14 protein-coding genes are annotated in these 19050 nt (G+C 63.6%); all 14 read left to right on the forward strand.

The annotated features are described in order from the left end of the window. The first annotated feature begins 116 nt into the window (after nucleotides 1–116). Nucleotides 117–1121 carry a tripartite tricarboxylate transporter substrate binding protein gene (locus tag CBM2594_RS19990; RefSeq protein WP_116358529.1) on the forward strand — a complete coding sequence of 335 codons (1005 nt, stop codon included), beginning with the start codon at nucleotides 117–119 and terminating at the stop codon, nucleotides 1119–1121. 23 nt (nucleotides 1122–1144) lie between these two features. Continuing rightward, nucleotides 1145–2668, forward strand: a complete 1524-nt coding sequence (locus CBM2594_RS19995; protein WP_116358530.1) for a UxaA family hydrolase — start codon at nucleotides 1145–1147, stop codon at nucleotides 2666–2668. A gap of 34 nt (nucleotides 2669–2702) precedes the next feature. Further along, entirely contained in the window at nucleotides 2703–4175 is a 1473-nt protein-coding gene (locus tag CBM2594_RS20000; protein ID WP_116358531.1) for an NAD-dependent succinate-semialdehyde dehydrogenase, read from the forward strand. A 37-nt stretch (nucleotides 4176–4212) separates the two neighbouring features. Next, nucleotides 4213–5019 (forward strand): 4-hydroxy-2-oxoheptanedioate aldolase, encoded by an 807-nt coding sequence (gene hpaI, locus CBM2594_RS20005; RefSeq protein WP_116358532.1) that lies wholly within the window; start codon nucleotides 4213–4215, stop codon nucleotides 5017–5019. 26 nt (nucleotides 5020–5045) lie between these two features. After that, on the forward strand, nucleotides 5046–6491 hold the full coding sequence (locus tag CBM2594_RS20010) for an FAD-binding oxidoreductase (protein WP_116358533.1): 1446 nt from the start codon (nucleotides 5046–5048) through the stop codon (nucleotides 6489–6491). A gap of 143 nt (nucleotides 6492–6634) precedes the next feature. Continuing rightward, nucleotides 6635–7723 (forward strand): MBL fold metallo-hydrolase, encoded by a 1089-nt coding sequence (locus tag CBM2594_RS20015; RefSeq protein WP_116358534.1) that lies wholly within the window; start codon nucleotides 6635–6637, stop codon nucleotides 7721–7723. Nucleotides 7724–8614: 891 nt separating this feature from the next. Then, nucleotides 8615–9406 (forward strand): ABC transporter permease, encoded by a 792-nt coding sequence (locus CBM2594_RS20020; RefSeq protein WP_116358535.1) that lies wholly within the window; start codon nucleotides 8615–8617, stop codon nucleotides 9404–9406. Next, nucleotides 9403–10065, forward strand: coding sequence for an ABC transporter ATP-binding protein (locus tag CBM2594_RS20025; RefSeq protein WP_116358536.1), 663 nt, complete (start codon nucleotides 9403–9405; stop codon nucleotides 10063–10065). The genes CBM2594_RS20020 and CBM2594_RS20025 overlap by 4 nt, the downstream gene beginning before the upstream one ends. Next, complete coding sequence (locus CBM2594_RS20030; protein ID WP_111520271.1) at nucleotides 10062–11195, forward strand: chain-length determining protein; 1134 nt, start codon at nucleotides 10062–10064, stop codon at nucleotides 11193–11195. Before CBM2594_RS20025 ends, CBM2594_RS20030 begins: the two co-directional genes overlap by 4 nt. 3 nt (nucleotides 11196–11198) lie before the next feature. Continuing rightward, complete coding sequence (locus CBM2594_RS20035; RefSeq protein WP_116358537.1) at nucleotides 11199–12953, forward strand: polysaccharide biosynthesis/export family protein; 1755 nt, start codon at nucleotides 11199–11201, stop codon at nucleotides 12951–12953. A gap of 2 nt (nucleotides 12954–12955) precedes the next feature. After that, nucleotides 12956–15196: a capsular polysaccharide export protein, LipB/KpsS family gene (locus tag CBM2594_RS20040; protein WP_116358538.1), complete on the forward strand. Its 2241-nt coding sequence runs from the start codon at nucleotides 12956–12958 to the stop codon at nucleotides 15194–15196. Nucleotides 15197–15209: 13 nt separating this feature from the next. Further along, nucleotides 15210–15818: an acyltransferase gene (locus CBM2594_RS20045; RefSeq protein WP_116358539.1), complete on the forward strand. Its 609-nt coding sequence runs from the start codon at nucleotides 15210–15212 to the stop codon at nucleotides 15816–15818. Nucleotides 15819–15976: 158 nt separating this feature from the next. Further along, nucleotides 15977–16939: a KpsF/GutQ family sugar-phosphate isomerase gene (locus tag CBM2594_RS20050; protein WP_116358540.1), complete on the forward strand. Its 963-nt coding sequence runs from the start codon at nucleotides 15977–15979 to the stop codon at nucleotides 16937–16939. Further along, the gene (locus tag CBM2594_RS20055; protein WP_116358541.1) at nucleotides 16923–19043 is read left to right on the forward strand and encodes a capsular polysaccharide biosynthesis protein; all 2121 of its coding nucleotides are present in this window, start codon (nucleotides 16923–16925) and stop codon (nucleotides 19041–19043) included. Before CBM2594_RS20050 ends, CBM2594_RS20055 begins: the two co-directional genes overlap by 17 nt. Nucleotides 19044–19050: the final 7 nt, after the last annotated feature.

The following is a 19050-nucleotide window of genomic DNA, read 5'->3' on the forward strand; positions in this document are numbered from 1 at the left end:
ATGAAGCAATGCCAATTTACGATTGGATTGTTATGGATTGCGCCGACAGAATGCGGGCATGACGAGGCTGGCAGCGCCGGTCCCGCCGATAATCAAAACATCGGAGACACCCGCAAATGACCCAACGATTCCCTGTCGATGCCAAGCGCCGACGCCTGCTCATCGGAGCCGCCGCGGGTGCCGCCGGCGTGCTGTTGCCGGCCGCGCGGGCACTGGCCGCCGACTATCCCGAGCGTCCCATCACGTTTATTTGCCCGTGGCCGGTCGGCGGCACCGCGGACCAGTCGATGCGCGCGCTGTGCCAGGTGGCCGGCGGCATTCTCAAGCAGTCGATCGTGGTGGAGAACCGCGCCGGCGCCTCGGGCATGATCGGCACCAAGGCCCTGGCGCGCGCCAATCCCGACGGCTACACCATCGGCCAGATCCCGATCTCGGTCACGCGCTTCGCGCAGCTCGGCATGCTGCAACTGGACCCGCGCACCGAGCTGACCTACCTGGCCCGCACTTCGGGACAGACCTTCGGCATCGCGGTGCCGGCCAACTCGCGCTACAAGACGCTGCAGGACGTAGTGGCCGCCGCCAAGGCCAGTCCGGGCAAGATCACCTATGCGCACGCCGGCATCGGCGGCGCGACGCATGTCGGCATGGAGCAGTTCGCGCTGGCCGCGGGCATCCAGTTCAATGCCATTGCCTACAAGGGCGGTGCTGCGGCGCTGCAGGATGTGCTGGCCGGGCAGGTGGAGTTGCTGGCCGATTCCAGTTCATGGGCGCCGCACGTCGAAGCCGGCAAGTTGCGCCTGCTGGCGACGTGGGGCGAACAGCGCGCGACCCGCTTCAAGGACACGCCCACGCTCAAGGATCTGGGCTACAACGTGGTGGTCGAAGCCCCCAACGGCATCGGCGCGCCCAAGGGCCTGCCGGCCGCCGTGGAAAGGAAGTTGCGCGACGCCTTCCGCGCCGCGGTGGCCAGCAACGAGTTCAGGCAGGTGGCGGCGCGCCTGGACGCGCCCGTGATGTACCTGGACGGGCCCGAGTACAAGAAGTACGTCGCCAGCGTCTATGAGCAGGAAACCCAGCTGATCCAGCGCCTGAAGCTGAAAGAACTGCTGCAGCAAAACTGACGGCACGCGAAGGCCAAGACCCAGTGAATCCCAATCCCGTTATCCGGCTGCATCCCAACGACAACGTGCTGGTCGCCCGCAGCGACCTCGCGCTGGGCCAGCAACTGGCCGATCCCGCCGTGCGCGTGCGTGCGCAGGTGCCGGCCGGCCACAAGATCGCGGCGTGCGCTATCGCGGCCGGCACCCCGGTGCGCAAGTTCGACACCGTCATCGGCGTGGCCGCGCGCGATATCTCGCAGGGCGACCACGTCCATTCGCACAACCTGACGCTGGTCGACTTCTACCGCGACCCGGGCTTCTGCCAGGATGTGCGGCCGGTGGAATACGTGCCGCAGGCGCAGCGCGCCACCTTCAACGGCTTCGTGCGTGCGGACGGCCGCGTGGGCACGCGCAACTTTATCGGCATCCTGTCTTCGGTCAATTGCTCGTCCACCGTGATCCGCCAGATCGCGGCGCATTTCACGCCGCAGCGGCTGGCCGGCTATCCGAATGTCGATGGCGTGGTCGCGTTTGCGCAGACCAGCGGCTGCGGCATGTCGTCGCCGAGCGAGCATTTCGACGTGCTGCGCCGCACGCTGGCCGGCTATGCGCGCCATCCCAACCTGGCGGGCGTGCTGATCGTTGGGCTGGGCTGCGAGCGTAACCAGGTGGCGGCGCTGGTGGACTCGCAAGGGCTGGAACCGGGGCCCGCGGTGCATACGCTGGTGATGCAGGATACCGGCGGCACGCGCGCCACCATCGCTGCGGGGATTCGCGCGATCGAATCGATGCTGCCGGCGGCCAACGCCGCGGTGCGCCAGCCGGTGCCCGCCAGCCACCTGAAGATCGGGCTGGAGTGCGGCGGTTCGGACGGTTTTTCCGGGATCAGCGCCAACCCCGCACTGGGCGCGGCGATGGATATCCTGGTGCGCCATGGCGGCACCGCGATCCTGTCCGAAACGCCGGAGATCCACGGCGTGGAATTCATGCTGACCCGCCGCGCGGTCACGCCGGAAGTTGGCCAGAAGCTGCTGGATCGCCTCGCCTGGTGGGAGCGCTACACCGCCGGCCACAACGCGCAGTTCAACGGCGTGGTCGGCCACGGCAACCAGCAGGGCGGCCTGGCCAATATCTTCGAGAAGTCGCTGGGCTCGGCCATGAAGGGCGGCACCACGCCGCTGCAGGCGGTGTATGAGTATGCCGAGCCGATCAACCAGGCCGGCTTTGTGTTCATGGATTCGCCCGGCTATGACCCGGTGGCCGTTACCGGCCAGATCGCCAGCGGCGCCAACCTGATCTGCTTTACCACCGGGCGCGGCTCGATGTTCGGCTCCAAGCCGGCGCCGACGATCAAGCTCGCCTCCAACTCGGCGATGTACCAGCGGTTGGAAGAAGACATGGACATCAATTGCGGACTGGTGCTCGACGGCGAACTGAGCGTGCCGCAGATGGGCCAGCGGATTTTCGAACATATCCTGCGCGCGGCCTCGGGCGAGCCGACCAAGAGCGAATTGCTCGGCCTGGGCGACAACGAGTTCGTGCCCTGGCACCTCGGCATCGTCAGCTGAGCCGCGCTCCACCAATCTTTTTCCTCACACATCGATGCCGACGCTTTCCGAGCCAACGCTGCTGCGCAGCCAGAACCTGATAGACGGCCAGTGGCGCGATGCCGGCCTGGCTGCGCGCTTTCCCGTTACCGACCCGGCCACCGCGGAGGCCTTCGCCAGCGTGGCCGACAGCGATGCCGGCGATGCGCGCCTTGCCGTCGACGCCGCCGCCGCGGCGTTTCCGGCATGGAGCCGCCGGCCCGCGCGCGAACGCGCCCAGTTGCTCAAGCGCTGGCATGCGCTGATCCTTACCCACCAGGAAGACCTGGCGCGCATCATCTCGACCGAACAGGGCAAGCCATTGAAGGAAGCGCGCGGCGAGGTGCAGTACGGCGCCTCGTACGTGGAGTGGTTTGCCGAGGAAGCCACGCGCATTTGCGGCGACATCGTCGCAGAAGCGGTGCCGGGCCGCAAGCTGCTGGTACTGAAGGAACCGGTGGGCGTGGTCGCGGCGATCACGCCATGGAACTTCCCGCTGGCGATGATCGCCCGCAAGATTGCACCGGCGCTGGCTGCCGGCTGCACCGTGGTGGCCAAGCCCGCCGAGGACACCCCGCTGACCGCGCTGGCGCTGGCATGGCTGGCGCAGCAGGCCGGCATGCCAGCGGGTGTCATCAACCTTGTCACGGCCTCGCGCGAGCGCACGCCGGGTGTGGTCGATGCCTGGCTGGCCGACAGCCGCGTGCGCAAGGTCACGTTCACGGGTTCGACACCGGTCGGCAAGCACCTGGCGCGCGAGTCCGCGGCGACGCTGAAGAAGCTGTCGCTGGAACTGGGCGGCAACGCGCCATTCATCGTCTTTGAAGACGCCGACCTGGATGCCGCAGTCGATGGCCTGATGGCTTCCAAGTTCCGCAACGGCGGGCAGACCTGCGTGTGCCCGAACCGGGTCTACGTGCATGACGCCGTGCACGACGCATTCGTCGAGCGCCTGGCACAGCGCGTCAGCGCGCTCCATGTCGGCCCGGCAACCGACGACGCCGCGCAGACCGGCCCCATGATCAATGCCCGCGCCGTCGACAAGATCGCGCGCCATGTCGAAGACGCGGTCGCCCGCGGCGCGCGCGTGGTCACCGGCGGCAAGCGCGTGCGCACGGAAGATGGCCCGCACTACTACGCGCCGACGGTGCTGGTCGACGCCACCCCTGCGATGGGGCTGTCGTGCGAAGAGACCTTCGGCCCGGTTGCGCCGATCTTCCGCTTCCGCGACGAGGCCGAGGTGATCCGCGATGCCAACGACACGCCATTCGGCCTGGCCGCGTACTTCTACTCCAACGACGTCCGCCGCATCTGGCGCGTGGCGCAGGCGCTGGAAACCGGCATGGTCGGCATCAACGAAGGCGCGATCGCGGCCGAGGCGGCGCCGTTCGGCGGCGTCAAGGAATCCGGCTACGGGCGCGAGGGCTCGCGCCACGGGCTGGACGACTACATGCATACCAAGTACCTTTGCCAGGGCCAGCTTGGCTGAAGCGCCAGGCGCCTCTTCTTCGGACCAGGAATTCCCCATGCCCGCAAACAATCCCTTCAAGACCGCACTGGCCGCGCGCCAGGCGCAGATCGGCCTGTGGCTGTCGATGGCGACGCCGTACCTGGCCGAGGTTTCGGCTACCGCAGGCTTTGACTGGCTGCTGATCGACGGCGAGCACGCGCCCAACGACCTGCGCTCGACCCTGCATGCGCTGCAAGCCGTGGCGCCGTATCCGGTCCAGCCCGTGGTGCGCGCCGTGGCCGGCGAAGTGCCGTTGATCAAGCAGCTGCTGGATATCGGCGCGCGCAGCCTGCTGGTGCCGATGGTGGATACCGCCGCGCAGGCCCGCGCGCTGGTCAGCGCCACGCGCTACCCGCCGCAGGGCATCCGCGGCGTGGGCAGCGCCATCGCGCGCGCATCGCAGTGGAGCGCGCGCACCGATTACCTCGACGTGGCCGACGACGAGATCTGCCTGCTGGTGCAGGCCGAAACCGTCACCGCGCTGCAGAACCTGGAAGCGATCTGCGCGGTCGATGGCGTCGACGGGGTCTTCATCGGCCCGGCCGACCTGGCCGCGTCGATGGGTTACCGGGGCCGCCCCGGCCATCCGGATGTGCAGGCCGCCATCGAAGGCGCGATGCGCACCATCATCGCCAGCGGCAAGGCTGCCGGCACGCTGACGTCGGACCCCGCGCTCGCGCGCCGCTACCTGGACCTGGGCTGCACCTTCGTCGCCACGGGCGTTGACGTGATGCTGTACGCCAACGCCGCGCGCAAGCTTGCCGCTTCGTTCCGTGAACCACAGGCGGACGCCGCTGCCGACAAGCCTTCCGCCGCGTACTGACCCGACTGATTCTTCACCCTATCTCCATGACCGTCGAGCTACCGACCCCAGACACCACCTTGCGCGCGCTGCAGGCCATCGTTGGCGCCAGCGCCTGCCGCAGCGGTGATGCCGATACACAGGCCTACGTCACCGATTACCGCGGCATCTATCGCGGCCAGGCGCAGGTGGTGGTGCTGCCATCCTCGACGGAAGAAGTCAGCCGCGTGCTGCAGTGGTGCCACGCGCAGCGCGTGCCGGTGGTGCCGCAGGGCGGCAATACCTCATTGATGGGCGGCGCCGTGCCGGACGACAGCGGCACCGCCGTGGTCGTCAACCTGAGCCGCATGAACCGCGTACTCGGCATCGACACCGTCAACGACACCATGACCGTGCAGGCCGGCGTCACGCTGAGCGCGGCACGCAGCGCCGCCGAGGCCGAGCAGCGTTTGTTTCCGCTGCGCATCGGCTCGGAAGGCTCGTGCCAGATCGGCGGCAACCTGTCGACCAATGCCGGCGGCACCGCGGTGCTGCGCTACGGCAATATGCGCGACCTGGTGCTGGGCCTCGAGGTGGTGCTGCCCGACGGCCGCGTCTACTCGTCGCTGCGCGGCCTGCGCAAAGACAATACCGGCTATGACCTGAAGCAGCTGTTCGTCGGCGCGGAAGGCACGCTCGGCATCATTACCGGCGCCGTGCTCAAGCTGATGCCCCAGCCGCGCAGCAGTGCCGTGGCCTTCGTCGCGGTGCCGGATCCCGGCGCTGCCGTGGCCTTGCTCGGCGAAGCCAAGCGCCTGTCCGGCCAGGCCGTGACAGCGTTCGAGCTGATCTCGCGGCCCGCGCTGGAGCTCGTGCTGGAATACCTCGGCAACGTCGCGTCGCCGCTGAAGGACCGGCACGACTGGATGGTGCTGGTCGAGCTGACCTCCGGCACCGATGCGGAAAGCCTGAACGCCACGCTGATGGAGATCCTCGAATCCGGCTTTGGCCAGGAGCTGGTGCTGGACGCCGCCGTCGCCACCAGCCTGTCCGACGCGCAGACCTTCTGGCGCATCCGCGAAGAGATCTCCGACGCGCAGACCCGCACCGGCGGCAGCATCAAGTGCGATGTCTCGGTGCCGCTGTCGCGCATCGCCGCGTTTGTCGAAGAGGCCTCGGCCAAAGTGCTGGAACTGGTCCCCGAAGCGCGCATGGTGATCTACGGCCATATGGGCGACGGCAACGTCCACTTCAACCCGCTGCGTCCCAGCGACCAGCCCGCCCGGGACTTCCTGGCGCAATGGTATGAACCGGTCTCCGCGCTGGTTGACGGCATGGCGCACGCGGAAAACGGCTCGATTTCCGCCGAACATGGCATCGGCGTGGCCAAGCGCGACGACCTGGCGCGCTACAAGTCGCAGGTGGAGCTGGAACTGATGTGGCAGGTAAAGCAGGCGCTCGATCCGCTGAACCTGCTCAATCCGGGCAAGGTGCTGCCGACCCCGGCGCGCTAGTCTCCCCCGAGCGCGGGCAGGGCGCGCGTGGCAGGAATCGTCCAACTGGGCTAAGGTGTCAGCTATCCAGAACGCGCCGGGCCGGGGCATCGCTGCCCACGGTCACGGCGCACAGCATGGCCGGCCCACCGGCCCAGACACCGATGACCGCCCAATCCCCCGACATCGCGCTCGCAGCTGCCCCCATCTCCCTGCAAAAACCCGAACTCGACTATCCCTGCGGCGACGCCCCCGAACCCGGCCAGGCCCGGGAAGTCGCCCCCGGCGTGCTGTGGCTGCGCATGCCGATGCCGCTCGGCCTGAACCATATCAATTTGTGGGCCATCCTCGATGGAGACGGCTGGGCCGCCGTCGATTCCGGCCTGCAGACCCCCGAAACCGCGCAGGCCTGGCGCGCACTGTTCGCCGACGACGGCGCGCTCGACGGCGGGCTGACCCGCCTGTTCGTGACCCATATGCATCCCGACCACATCGGCATGGCCGGCTGGCTGACCGGCAAGTTTGACTGCCAGTTGTGGATGACGCGGCTGGAATACCTGATGTGCCGCGTGCTCGCCGCCGATACCGGCCGCGCCGCCCCGGACGACGCCATCGCCTTCTATCGCAAGGCCGGCTGGGACGACGAGGCGATCGAGGTCTACCGCACCCGCTTCGGCGGCTTCGGCAAATATGTCCACGCCTTGCCCGAGAGCTTCCGCCGGCTGTCCGACGGCGATACCGTCCGCATCGGCGCGCACGACTGGCAGGTCATCGTCGGCACCGGCCATTCCCCCGAACACGCCTGCCTGTACTGCCCGGCGCTGAAGCTGCTGGTATCGGGCGACCAGGTGCTGCCGCGCATTTCGTCCAACGTATCGGTGTTCCCGACCGAGCCCGACGCCGACCCGATGGCCGACTGGCTGGACTCCCTCGACAAGGTGCGCGCCGCCGTGCCGGACGATGTGCTGGTGCTGCCGGCGCATAACGAACCGTTTCGGGGGTTGCATGCACGGATCGACTATCTGCGGGCTAGCCAGATGCAGGCGCTGGATAGGTTGCGCGGGGCGCTGGTGACGCCGAAGCGGGCGGTGGATGTATTCGGTGAACTGTTCTCGCGGCCGATCACTGGGAGTGGTGGTTTGCTGGGGATGGCGACGGGGGAGAGTGTCGCGCATTTGAATTACTTGCTGGCGCGGGGGGAGGTGGTGCGGGAAGTAGGGGCAGACGGATGCTACTGGTACCGGATGTGTTGACCCGGTAGCTGCGGTCCCTATGGGCTGACAGTCTCGATCCCACTTTGCCTAGGCCCTTCTGGCGGGCACAGTCCATGGGGCAATGGGGGGGACGTGCGGTAACGAACCGCATGGTGGCGCTCGGCCATGGCCGGCCGTCGCAGCCGTGGCTTGAACTCACTCAAGTCAGCCGGCAACCCTCACTGCCGCATCCCTTTTCCTTCCCTGGTAGAGCGCTTCGATCGCGTGGCTGCGCCTTTCCCCGTGCTGGCGATGGCTCTGCACTGCGCCTGGACGATTTTTCCGCGGACGATAAAGCGAAGAGGATGCCGTGTCCAAATGGCTTCTGGCACCGAAGTCCATCTGGGCGATCCCAATTTTATGGCGACACAGAAAATTTTTTGAGAAACCTTGAGCTTTCGCAAAGCAGATTTTTTTTGATAACGATTTAACGATTTAGTTGTTTGACTGATAAACCCATGCGCCCTTGCGGTGCAGGGGAGAAATCGCTCTATAAGCTCGATGTGGTGCGATTTCTACATCGAATTGTGCCGGAAATGTAACCTGGTTCCTAAGGCAATTCTGATTTTTGTGCTGGATATTGTGAGCGTTGATGGTGCCGCTTAGTATGGCGGGCTAACATAAATGCTTTGCAAAATTGGCGGTAAGCCAGAATCTCCAGCAGAACAGTCGAATAATGAGCGTGATAAACGGCAATAGTGAAACGCACCTGGGGGAAGGCCGCCTGGCAACTCGAACGCTTCGCTGTGTGCCGGGCATCCCTGCTTGGACGGCGCACCGTGACCGCGGTACCTTCATCGGGAGCGCTACCGCCCTGCGTGGCCGTCGCAAAGACGCTGCCATGGCCCTCCACAGTCCCTGCGGTATTCCTTGCTGTAACCACAGCCCGCAATGAACCGGACTTCAGTCCGGTCGGACGTCTCCATCGCACTGTCGGTCTGGCAAGCACTGTTCCTTCGCGAGGCCAGTGCCCGCCTGGCAGGGGCGCGCGCCGCCTGGGTCTGGATCCTGCTTGAGCCGGCGGCGCACATCATTTTCCTGATGGTGATGTTCGGTGTGATCAGGCATCAGGTCCGGCAGGACGCGAACATCGAAGTGTTCATCCTGGTCGGGGTGTGGGGATTCTTCCTGGTGCGCAATATCGCGCAACGGGGCATGGAAGCCATCAACGCCAATCATGCCTTGTTCTCGTACCGACAGGTACAGCCGGTCGACACGGTCCTGGTGCGCGCTACGGTCGAAGCATTCCTGCATGTCATCGTCGGCGCCGTGCTGCTCGCCGTGCTGGCGTTGCTCGGCATAGATGTGCGGCCCGCAGATCCGCTGCTTGTCATGTGGTCGGCACTCCTACTGTGGACGTTCGGGCTGGGTCTGGGCCTGATGTTCTCGGTCATCGGCACGCTGCTGCCCAACCTCGGCAAGCTCATACGCCTCGTTTTCACGCCGCTCTACTTCCTCTCTGCGGTCATGTATTCGGTCTCCACTATGCCGCGGGGCATGCGCAACGTGGTGCTGGTCAATCCGATCACCCATGGCCTCGAAGCGATGCGCAGTGGTTGGTTTGCCGCTTACCACGGCGAAGCTCATATCAGTCTGGGCTATCTCGCCTTTTGGGCGCTGGCCACTGTTTTCCTTGGTCTGGCCATGCACATGCGGTATGCAACCCGGCTGACCGCGCAATGATCGAGATCACTGACGTCCACAAGCGCTACCGCACCACCCACGGCTCTAAGTGGGTGCTGCAGGGCGTGACGCTCAAGATTCCACCGAAGAGCCGGGTGGCGTTGATCGGCGCGAACGGTGCGGGCAAGTCGACGCTGCTCCGACTGGTAGGCGGCATCGATCAGCCCAACCGCGGCAGCATCGTCCGCAATTGCCGGGTGTCGTGGCCTTTGGGTCTGAGTGGCGGATTCCAGGGCTCGCTGAGCGGGCGCCAGAATACCAAGTTCGTCTGCCGCATTCACGGCATCCACGGCACGCTGGCGGAGGGGCTCGAGTTCGTGCGCGAGTTCTCGGAGCTTCACGATGCCTTCGATGAGCCGGTCAAGACCTATTCCTCAGGCATGCGCTCGCGGCTGGCATTCGCCATGTCGCTTGCCTTCGATTTCGATACATATCTTGTCGATGAACTGACGGCAGTCGGCGACGCAGCGTTCAAACACAAGTCCCAGAAGGCCTTCGAAGACCTCGCCGGCCGTGCAGGGCTGGTGATGGTCTCGCACAGCGAATCTACCCTTAAAAATTTCTGCCAGTCGGCAGTCTGGCTGCATCAGGGCCAGGCGCACTGGTTCGATTCCGTTGAAGAGGCCCTGCGCGCGTACAGGGACAGCATTCCAGCATGATGAAGACGATTACGTCGGGCGCCGCAGGGCAGATCGGGCGACTGACACGAGTGAACACCCTGAACCGGATCTGGCAGGTGGCCGTGGCCGCCTGCCTGCTTGCCGTTGTGTACTGGAGCGTGATCGCTTCCGACCTGTATGTGTCGGAGGCGCGGGTCGTGGTGGAGCGCAGCGACGGTGTGGGCGCCAGCGCGGCGGATTTCACATCGCTACTGGTCGGCAATACCGCGCCCCAGGATTTGCTGCTGCTGCGCGAGTACCTGCTGTCGGCGGACATGCTCAAGAAGCTCGACGCCAAGCTTGGGCTGCGCAAGCACTACGCGGACAGTGGCCGCGATCCGCTGTCGCGCTTGTGGTTCGAGGATGCCTCGCTCGAGCGTTTCCATGATTACTACCTGAAACGCGTCAGCGTCGAATACGACGACTTCGCGCGCGTTCTGGTGATCCGGGTGCAGGGCTACACCTCTGAGATGGCGCATGCCATCGCGCAGGAACTGGTCGCCGACGGCGAGCGCTTCATGAACGAGATGACGCACCGGATCGCCAGCGAGCAGGTGGTCTACATCGAGAAACAGGTACATGACCAGGGCGAACGACTGAAGGCGGCCCGCCAGGCGCTGGTGGCCTACCAGAACGCCAACGGCCTGGTGTCGCCGCGCGGCGAGGTAGAGAGCCTGTCCACCGTCGTCGCCAATGCCGAGGCGACGCTGGCCGAACTGCACGTCAAGCGCAATTCGCTCAAGGACGTCTTCACGCCGCAGTCGCCGGCGATCCAGCAGATCGATGCGCAGATCGCCGCAGTGGAGCGCCAGATGGCGGAGCAGCGCGGCCGCATGGTTTCGACCAAGGGCCGCGGCCTGAACCGCGTGGTGGAAGAACACGACCGCCTGCAGGCTGCCGCCGAATTTGCCTTCGACATCTACAAGACCGCGATCGGCGCGCTGGAGAAGGCGCGCATCGAGGCCACGCGCAAGCTCAAGAACGTAGCGGTCGTGCAGAGCCCGACCCGGCCGGAGTATCCGCTCCAGCCCCGGCGAATCTACAACATCGTGGTGTTCGTCCTGATGACGCTGATGCTGGCAGGCGTCGTGCAACTGCTCAGCGCCATCATCCGCGACCACCGAGACTAATCCATGCTTCGAAGAATTCTTGCTATCGCGGTCGCTGCGGCCAGCCTGGCCGGCGCCCACGGCGCGCATGCCCAGGGCGGCATGCGACTGCCGCAATCGGCGGCCGTCGGCTCGATGGAATACGCCGCGCTGGCGGCGCAGGGCGCTACCACCCCCAGTGGCGCAGTCATCAGCAATCCCGGCGCGCCGGGCGTTGCGACTACCATACCGGCACGAGCGGAAACGCCGCTGCCTGACAGCGCGCCGCAGAACAACGACTACACCGCCAACATGGCAAGCGACGCCTTTGGCGCGCAATTGTTCACCGGTGCGTTCAGCCGCGACAGCGCTTCCGTCTTCAATCCCAGCCATGTCATCTCCGTCGGTGATCGCATCCAGCTGCGCATCTGGAACGGATACAACGTCGACACCGTACTGACCGTTGACGCCGGCGGCAACATTGTCTTGCCGGAAATCGGGCCGTTCCGCGTGCAGGGCATCACCAACGGCAATCTGCAGACCGCCATCGGAAACGCACTGCGACGCGTGTTCGCCAGCAAGGTGTCGATCTATGCCAGCCTGCTGGCCGCGCAGCCGGTGCGGGTCTACGTTACCGGTGCGGTGCGCCGCCCCGGCATGTACGACGGCACCTCCAGCGACAGCGTGCTGCGCTACCTCGACCAGGCCGGCGGCATCGACCCTGACCGCGGCTCCTTTCTGGACGTCTCGATCAAGCGCGGCAACCAGACGCTGGAAGTCGTCAATCTCTATGACTTCCTGCTCAAGGGCGACCTGACCTCGCGGCAGCTGAACAATGGCGACGTCATCTTCGTCCAGTCGCGCAAGAAGACAATCAAGGTCAGTGGCCTCGCCGAGAACGCCAAGCGCTTCGAGTTCCTCGGCGAACAGGCAAGGCTCGACCAGATCGTGCATCTGGCCAAGCCGCTGCCCGAAGCCACCAACGTCCGCGTGGTGCGCAATACCGGAACGGTGCGCAATGTCGAGTACTTCCCGATCTCTCAGGGCAACCAAATCGAGCTGCGCAACGGCGACGAAATCGAATTCACTGCCGACAAACGGCCCGGCACCATCACCGTCCGCGTCGAAGGCGAACACACCGGCCAGCAGGAATACGTGCTGCCGTATGGCAGCCGCATGGGTCAGTTGCTGAGCCAGGTGCATTTCACGCAAGAGTCCGATATCGAAAGCATCCAGCTGTTCCGCCAGAGCGTGAAGGCGCGGCAGAAGACGCTGCTGGGTACCACGCTCAAGAGCCTGGAATCCAGCGTGCTGACCGCGCGATCCGGTACAGCCGAGGAAGCCCAGTTGCGCAAGGAAGAAGCCGCGCTGGTGCTGCAGTGGGTGGAACGCGCCAAAAAGATAGAGCCTTCAGGGCAGACGCTGATCGCGAAATCGGCCAGCCGCAATGACTTGCTGCTGGAGAACGGCGACATCCTGCGCGTGCCGGTCAAGGACGGGCTGGTGCTGGTCAGCGGGGAGGTGCTGTTCCCCAATGCCGTGGCCTATGACAAGAGTCTGGACCTGGATGACTTTATCCAGCAGGCCGGCGGGTTCTCGCAGAACGCGGATACCTCGCGAATCATCATTGCGCATCGGGATGGGAGTTTCTCGGATGGCAAGAAGGATGATGCGGTGAGGGCGGGCGACGAGATCATGGTGCTGCCAAGGGTTGATTTCAAGACCCGGCAGTTTGCCAAGGATGTATTCCAGATTCTTTATCAGATTGCGATTAGTGCGAAGGTCGTGCTGGGGCTATAAGAATGCATGCAAACGAAAAGAAACTCACTGTTGCGATACCGGTCCGCTGGGCGAACGAACGTTCAGATCTCCTCGATCGCCTGACGTTCGCCAGGATGGATACCGATCTTCCCGATGAGGTCGAGATCCTGGTGATCGACGAAGGTTCGCCGCAGGATCTTGCGCATCGGCTAGAAGCTGAATGCCAAAGGCATGGCTATGGCTACCACCGCCTTGGAACCGAGCATTTGCCGTTTTCGATAGGGCGTGCGAGGAACGCGGCGGCTCAGTGCGGCCCATCCGACTACATCATGTTTCAGGACGTCGATCTCATGCCCTATGTCGGCTTCTATCGCGATGTATTGCGCGAAGCGGTCATCAATGGTCTTGATGAATCTGTCGACAACTTCCTGATGTTCGGCGTGATTTACCTGACGGAATCCGCTACGCACGACTTTCGCCAGATGGCACCAGGCTTGCGGCGGCAAAAATATATTCAGCTGCTGCTGCAGAACGATCAATCGGCAATCGAGAAATTTTCGACCGGGACTTCGGTGACCGTCTGGCGGCGCGACTACTTCCTCGCTACCGGCGGCAATGATCCGGATTTCAATGGCTGGGGCTATGAAGATCTGGAATACGCGTGCCGCGCGATTCGGCGAAGAAAGAAGTTTCCTTTGCCGTCGGAGTTTGCCCTGGACTATCGGAATTTCCAGTCCATTGTCGAGTACAAGGGTTGGAAGAGCATTTATCGCCTCTTTGGCGACATGACGTTTCAGAAAGGCATGGTGCTGTTTCATGCCTGGCATCCGGTCGAACACAAGAGTGACTATATGGCGGCGAAGGCCCGGAACCGCCAGCTGTTTGAGAAGAAGCTCGCTGACTTTAGGGACAAAGAGCTTGAGCCGGATCCGCTGCCAATGTACGGAAGCGGAAAGTCGCTCGTACTGAGAAACAATCCGTGGGTAACGAATCGCTGGATTGCGCCATTTCTTGGCGAGATCGTCCATATCGGAGAGGACTATTTGCCGACTGAAACCTTCATGGCCTTCCTCGCCGAGTCAGGTTTCGACCGCGTGGTGTTCCACAACCCGTATGCCAACCCCCGCGTGAAAGCTCTCTATGACCTCGTTCGTGCAAACCAGTTTCCGTTTCTGGTGGTGGAACGCGGAGCATTGCCGGATTCAGTGTTCTTTGACCCTTGCGGCTTCAACGCGGACAGTGCCAGCTATCTGCCGGAAAGATGGGACCGGGAACTTTCCGAAGAAAAAAGGGCCGCCACACTGCAGTATATCCAGAGTGCCGTCAGTGACGACGAATCGCTGGAGGAGCAGTCGGCCAGGCTCGGGGCCGCATCCCTGCGCAGGAAGCTCAATATCGGCCGTGGCAAGAAGGTGCTGGTTGCCTTTTTGCAGCGTCCTACGGATACCGTGATTGAAAACTTCATGGGTCCGATGGGGGCTTACGAAAATTTCCTCCGTTTGCTGACCAGGCTTCCGTTCGCGTTGCGGCAGGATTGGGAGTTGCTCGTGAAGCAGCATCCGCTGGAGACGGAAGTGGTCAGCATTCCAGGCGCCATGAATGTCGATCAATGCAACACCAAGGATCTGCTGGATTTATGCGATGCAATGATCGCAGTGAACTCCGGTGTTGGTGTGCTTGGGCTGGCATTTGGAAAGCCGGTCCTTCATTGTGGCCAGGCGTTTTATGGCGCGCCTGGCCTAAGTCGGCAAGTGCTGGACGAGGATGATGTGGTCGAGGCGCTGAAGAGCTTCAGGCCCGATTTTGAGAAGTCGCTGCGATTTTTGAGTTACCTGATTAATGATTTTTATTCCTTCGGAAAATTCAAGACCAGGAAAGTGAAATGGCATGACGGATCGCTTATGACCGCTACAACTGCAATCGATTTTTATAAGATTCGCTTTCCTGGCCGCCCGGAAATGGCCAGGACCCTCCGGGAAGTGGTCGAGGTCTCATCTGATTCGGTCCTGTTCGACCGCTATCGCGCTGCTTCCGCGCGGGCGGTGACAGCGGAGAAGGCCCCGGCGGCGGCAAAGGCGAGCAAGGAAGTGGTAGCGAGGCCCGTCGCGGCTCGGGCTGAGGCTCCGAGGCCAGTGCGGGTAGAGCCAAAACCTGCACCGGTAAAGCCCAAGCCTTCGTGGCGAAGAAAGGCGAAGAAGTTGATGAGCAATCCTGTCATGTTCCTTCGCGATTCGAGGCATGCGGTATTCCGGGCGCTCGGAAATCGCGTAATCGTCAAATAGTTCGGGGGCGGAGATGGAAGGGCTCAATCTGAAGGACGCCGGACTTGATAACGTGGTGGACCTGTCCGGCGCGGAACAGTTTGTTAACAGCGAGATTATAGTCAGCGGGGATCACAACAGGATCGTTATCGGTCAGGGAGCGACCCTTGTCAACGTCAGGATGCAACTGCTGAGCAATGGGAATCGTGTTGAAATCGGCCCAGGGTGCCGAATAACTGCAGCCCTGATAATGAAGCAGGTGGACAATAATTCGATTGTGATTGGGGCCGGCACCACTATTGGTGGCTGCAACTTCATCTGCGGCGAGGGTTCCTCCATATCGATTGGCAGTGATTGCATGTTGGCGTGGAACCTTGAGGTAAGAACCACCGACTCTCATGCCATCATCGATGTTGCTACGGGGGAAAGAATCAATCCGGCTGCGGATATCGTTATCGAGGATCATGTCTGGATCGGCGCGCACGCAACAATTCTAAAAGGCTCTCATATCGGTCGCGACAGCGTTGTGTCAATCCGGTCGGTTGTGACCGAGAAATTCTATGAGCCGGGTCTTGTTATTGGTGGGGCGCCGGCCAGGAAGCTGCGGTCCGGTATCAGTTGGCGGCGGCCATTGCTAGGTTGATTAATTGGTCAATATTTTTCCGATGGTAATGCACTCCCGTTGGTACTGTCTCGGCGCATCAACGTCCTGGTGCCGCGCGATCTCGCACTGCATGCCTGCGAGATATCATCGGCGCACAATGACGTGCGCGTGTAATAAGTACGGAAAGTGAGAGAACGATGACTGAAGTCATTGCATTGGCACGTAACGTCGTCGCCACCGAGATCCAGGCGCTGGACCGCATGTCGGGGCGGATCGACGCGGGATTCGAAAAGGCGGTCGAGATCATTTTGAGAGCGCGCGGCCGCGTGGTGGTGGTCGGCATGGGCAAGTCCGGCCTGATCGGCAAGAAGATTGCCGCGACTATGGCGTCGACCGGGACGCCGGCGTTTTCGGTGCATCCGGGCGAAGCCTTCCATGGCGATCTCGGCATGATCAAGCCGATCGATGTGGTGCTGATGATCTCGAACAGCGGCGAGACGGAAGAACTGATCCGCATCCTGCCGTTTCTTGAGCACCAGCAGAACCCCGTGATCGCCATGACCGGGAAGGTGGATTCCACCCTGGCACGACAGGCGCACGTGGTGCTGGACATCTCGGTCGAGCGCGAAGCGTGCAGCAACAACCTGGCGCCGACCAGTTCCACCACCGCTACGCTGGTAATGGGCGATGCGCTTGCCATGGTCCTCTCCCTCAAACGGGATTTCCAGCCCGAGGATTTCGCACGATTCCACCCGGGCGGAAGCCTGGGCCGCAAGCTGCTGACCCGTGTGGCGGATGTCATGCACAAGGAGAACCTGCCGGTTTGCCGCCCGGACGCATCGTTCCGCGACGTGGTGCATGTCATCAACCGCGGCCGCCTTGGCATGGCGCTGGTGATGGAAGGCGGCCAGCTGCAAGGCGTTATCACCGATGGCGATGTGCGCCGCGCCTTCGACTCCGAGCGCGACTACAAGGCGATCGTGGCCAGGCACATTATGTCCGCCGATCCCAAGACCGTAGCGCCGGGCGAGCGCTTCGCCGATGCGGAAGCGCGGATCCATGCCGCCAGGATTGGCGCACTGGTAGTGAAGGATGAAGCGGACCGGGTCGTCGGCATCCTGCAAATCCACGATCTGGGAAGTGATGAGCCTGCCGTCTGAGGGCGCGATCGGCGTTCTTTCCCATGGCATTCGCCGTATTGAACATCTCTGCGCCTTTCTGGGCGAGCCGGTGGTCCCCTTGCATCCGTGGCGAGGCGCCGCGGTACCGCTGTCCGGCGTTGCCGCGTGGGGCCGGCGGCCCACCGCGCGCAAGGCGCGAGCATTCGCGCAATCCCGCGGCATCGAGCGCTTCCTGTGTCTCGAAGACGGTTTCCTGCGCTCGCTGTATCCAGGGGCGTCGTCCCAGACCTGCGCGCTGGTGGTCGATGACCGCGGAATTTATTACGATGCCTCGCAACCGTCCCGACTGGAGGACCTGGTCTCCATGCCGCTGGTGCCGGCAGAGCAGGCAAGGGCGCGGCAACTGATCGAACAGTGGCGCGAATCGGGCATCTCCAAGTACAACTATGCGCCGCCCCCGGCATCGCTGCCGGCACAGCCTTATGTACTGGTCGTTGACCAGACCGCGAACGATGCCTCGGTGCAGTTCGGACAGGCGGACGGCGGCAGTTTCCGTCGCATGCTCGAGTCTGCGTTGCAGGCTTATCCGGATAGCAAGATCCTGGTCAAGGAACATCCCGAGGTTGCGCTCGGGCGTAAGTGCGGCTATCTCAGCCAGATCCTCGACCATGGCGGCTATCCGCGCGTGGAGCGGATCCGGGACGACGTTCACGTAGTGCCGCTGATCCGCAGCGCGCGCGCGGTCTTCGCGGTCACCTCGCAGGTTGGTTTTGAAGCACTGCTGCATGGCAAGACAGTTCATACGTTTGGAATGCCTTTCTATGCCGGCTGGGGCCTGACGGTAGACGCGTTGCCACCCCCTGGCAGGCGACATGCCGTCGCGGTGGAGCAACTGGCGTTTGCCGCGCTGGTCCGATACACGCGCTATGTCCAGCCGCATACGGGCCATCGCTGCGAGGTGGAGGACGCCATCGATTACCTGGCGTTGCAGCGCAGGATGTGCCAGCAGTTTCCGCGGCGCTTGCATGCGATCGGCTTTACCCGCTGGAAACGGAAGGTCCTGAAGGACTTCGTGCAAGGTCACGCGGTCATCTTTCACCGCAACCTGCGCACTGTGCCGCAAGGCGCGACGGTGCTGCGCTGGGGCCAGCGTATCGACCCCACGGTGCGCCGAGATCTCTCAATGATCACGGTGGAGGATGGCTTTCTGCGATCTGTCGGCCTTGGCGCGCAACTGGTCCGCCCGCTGTCGTGGGTCTTCGATCGTTCCGGCATCTATTACGACGCGACCGGGGAGTCCGACCTTGAACGGTTGTTGGCCAATACCGAATTTGACGCCGCCATCCTCGCGCGCGCGGCGCGATTGCGCGAAGCCATCATCCGGAGCGGGCTGACCAAGTACAACGTCGGGTCAGGCAACTGGATCCGGCCCGCGGGGGTTGGCCGCGTCATTCTGGTGGTTGGCCAGGTGGAGACGGATGCCTCTCTGCGCTTTGGCGCCCCGGGTATCCGCACCAACCGGGCGCTGCTCGAGGCGGTCCGCGCCGAGGCGCCGGACGCGCATCTGGTCTATAAGCCACATCCCGATGTCATGACCGGCTTGCGCGGCAACCGCGACGAGGAGAAGGCGCTTGCCGCACTGTGCGACGAACTGGTGCTGGACTGCCCGATGGACCGGCTTATCGCCGCGGTCGATGGCGTCCATGTCCTGACCTCTCTCGCCGGGTTCGAGGCCCTGCTACGGAGCAAGCCGGTCACGACGCACGGCGCGCCGTTCTATGCTGGCTGGGGCCTCACTGACGACCGCTATGAAATTCCGCGCCGGCATCGCCGTCTTTCGCTGGACATGCTCGTCGCGGGCGCGCTGATTCTGTATCCCCGCTATGTCTTGCGCGATGGGCGGAGCGGCTTTGCGACGCCGGAAATCGTCGTGGATTACCTGCTCTCGTGGCGCGACGAGGCGCCAGCCCGTGCTTCCGGATGCCGACGCCGTCTGATCCTGCCACTGCTGGAACTGTGGTCTCGCTGGCGCGATGCCGCTGCCATGCGGGACGGCCACAGGACCAGAGGGGCCGGCAATGCCGCTTCGAACGGTCCACCGAGTCGTGCCGTGCGTCGAAAGCTGTCTGCGCCAGAACAATAGGCCGCTG

It is taken from the genome of Cupriavidus taiwanensis (genome assembly GCF_900249755.1).
In the GTDB taxonomy this organism is placed as follows: domain Bacteria; phylum Pseudomonadota; class Gammaproteobacteria; order Burkholderiales; family Burkholderiaceae; genus Cupriavidus; species Cupriavidus taiwanensis_D.

Bases quoted from the DNA above. Each gene is read 5' to 3' on its own strand.
- CBM2594_RS19990 (WP_116358529.1), top strand. From the start codon at position 117: ATGACCCAACGATTCCCTGTCGATGCCAAGCGCCGACGCCTGCTCATC.
- CBM2594_RS20000 (WP_116358531.1), top strand. From the start codon at position 2,703: ATGCCGACGCTTTCCGAGCCAACGCTGCTGCGCAGCCAGAACCTGATA.
- hpaI (WP_116358532.1), top strand. From the start codon at position 4,213: ATGCCCGCAAACAATCCCTTCAAGACCGCACTGGCCGCGCGCCAGGCG.
- CBM2594_RS20010 (WP_116358533.1), top strand. From the start codon at position 5,046: ATGACCGTCGAGCTACCGACCCCAGACACCACCTTGCGCGCGCTGCAG.
- CBM2594_RS20015 (WP_116358534.1), top strand. From the start codon at position 6,635: ATGACCGCCCAATCCCCCGACATCGCGCTCGCAGCTGCCCCCATCTCC.
- CBM2594_RS20020 (WP_116358535.1), top strand. From the start codon at position 8,615: ATGAACCGGACTTCAGTCCGGTCGGACGTCTCCATCGCACTGTCGGTC.
- CBM2594_RS20025 (WP_116358536.1), top strand. From the start codon at position 9,403: ATGATCGAGATCACTGACGTCCACAAGCGCTACCGCACCACCCACGGC.
- CBM2594_RS20030 (WP_111520271.1), top strand. From the start codon at position 10,062: ATGATGAAGACGATTACGTCGGGCGCCGCAGGGCAGATCGGGCGACTG.
- CBM2594_RS20035 (WP_116358537.1), top strand. From the start codon at position 11,199: ATGCTTCGAAGAATTCTTGCTATCGCGGTCGCTGCGGCCAGCCTGGCC.
- CBM2594_RS20040 (WP_116358538.1), top strand. From the start codon at position 12,956: ATGCATGCAAACGAAAAGAAACTCACTGTTGCGATACCGGTCCGCTGG.
- CBM2594_RS20045 (WP_116358539.1), top strand. From the start codon at position 15,210: ATGGAAGGGCTCAATCTGAAGGACGCCGGACTTGATAACGTGGTGGAC.
- CBM2594_RS20050 (WP_116358540.1), top strand. From the start codon at position 15,977: ATGACTGAAGTCATTGCATTGGCACGTAACGTCGTCGCCACCGAGATC.
- CBM2594_RS20055 (WP_116358541.1), top strand. From the start codon at position 16,923: ATGAGCCTGCCGTCTGAGGGCGCGATCGGCGTTCTTTCCCATGGCATT.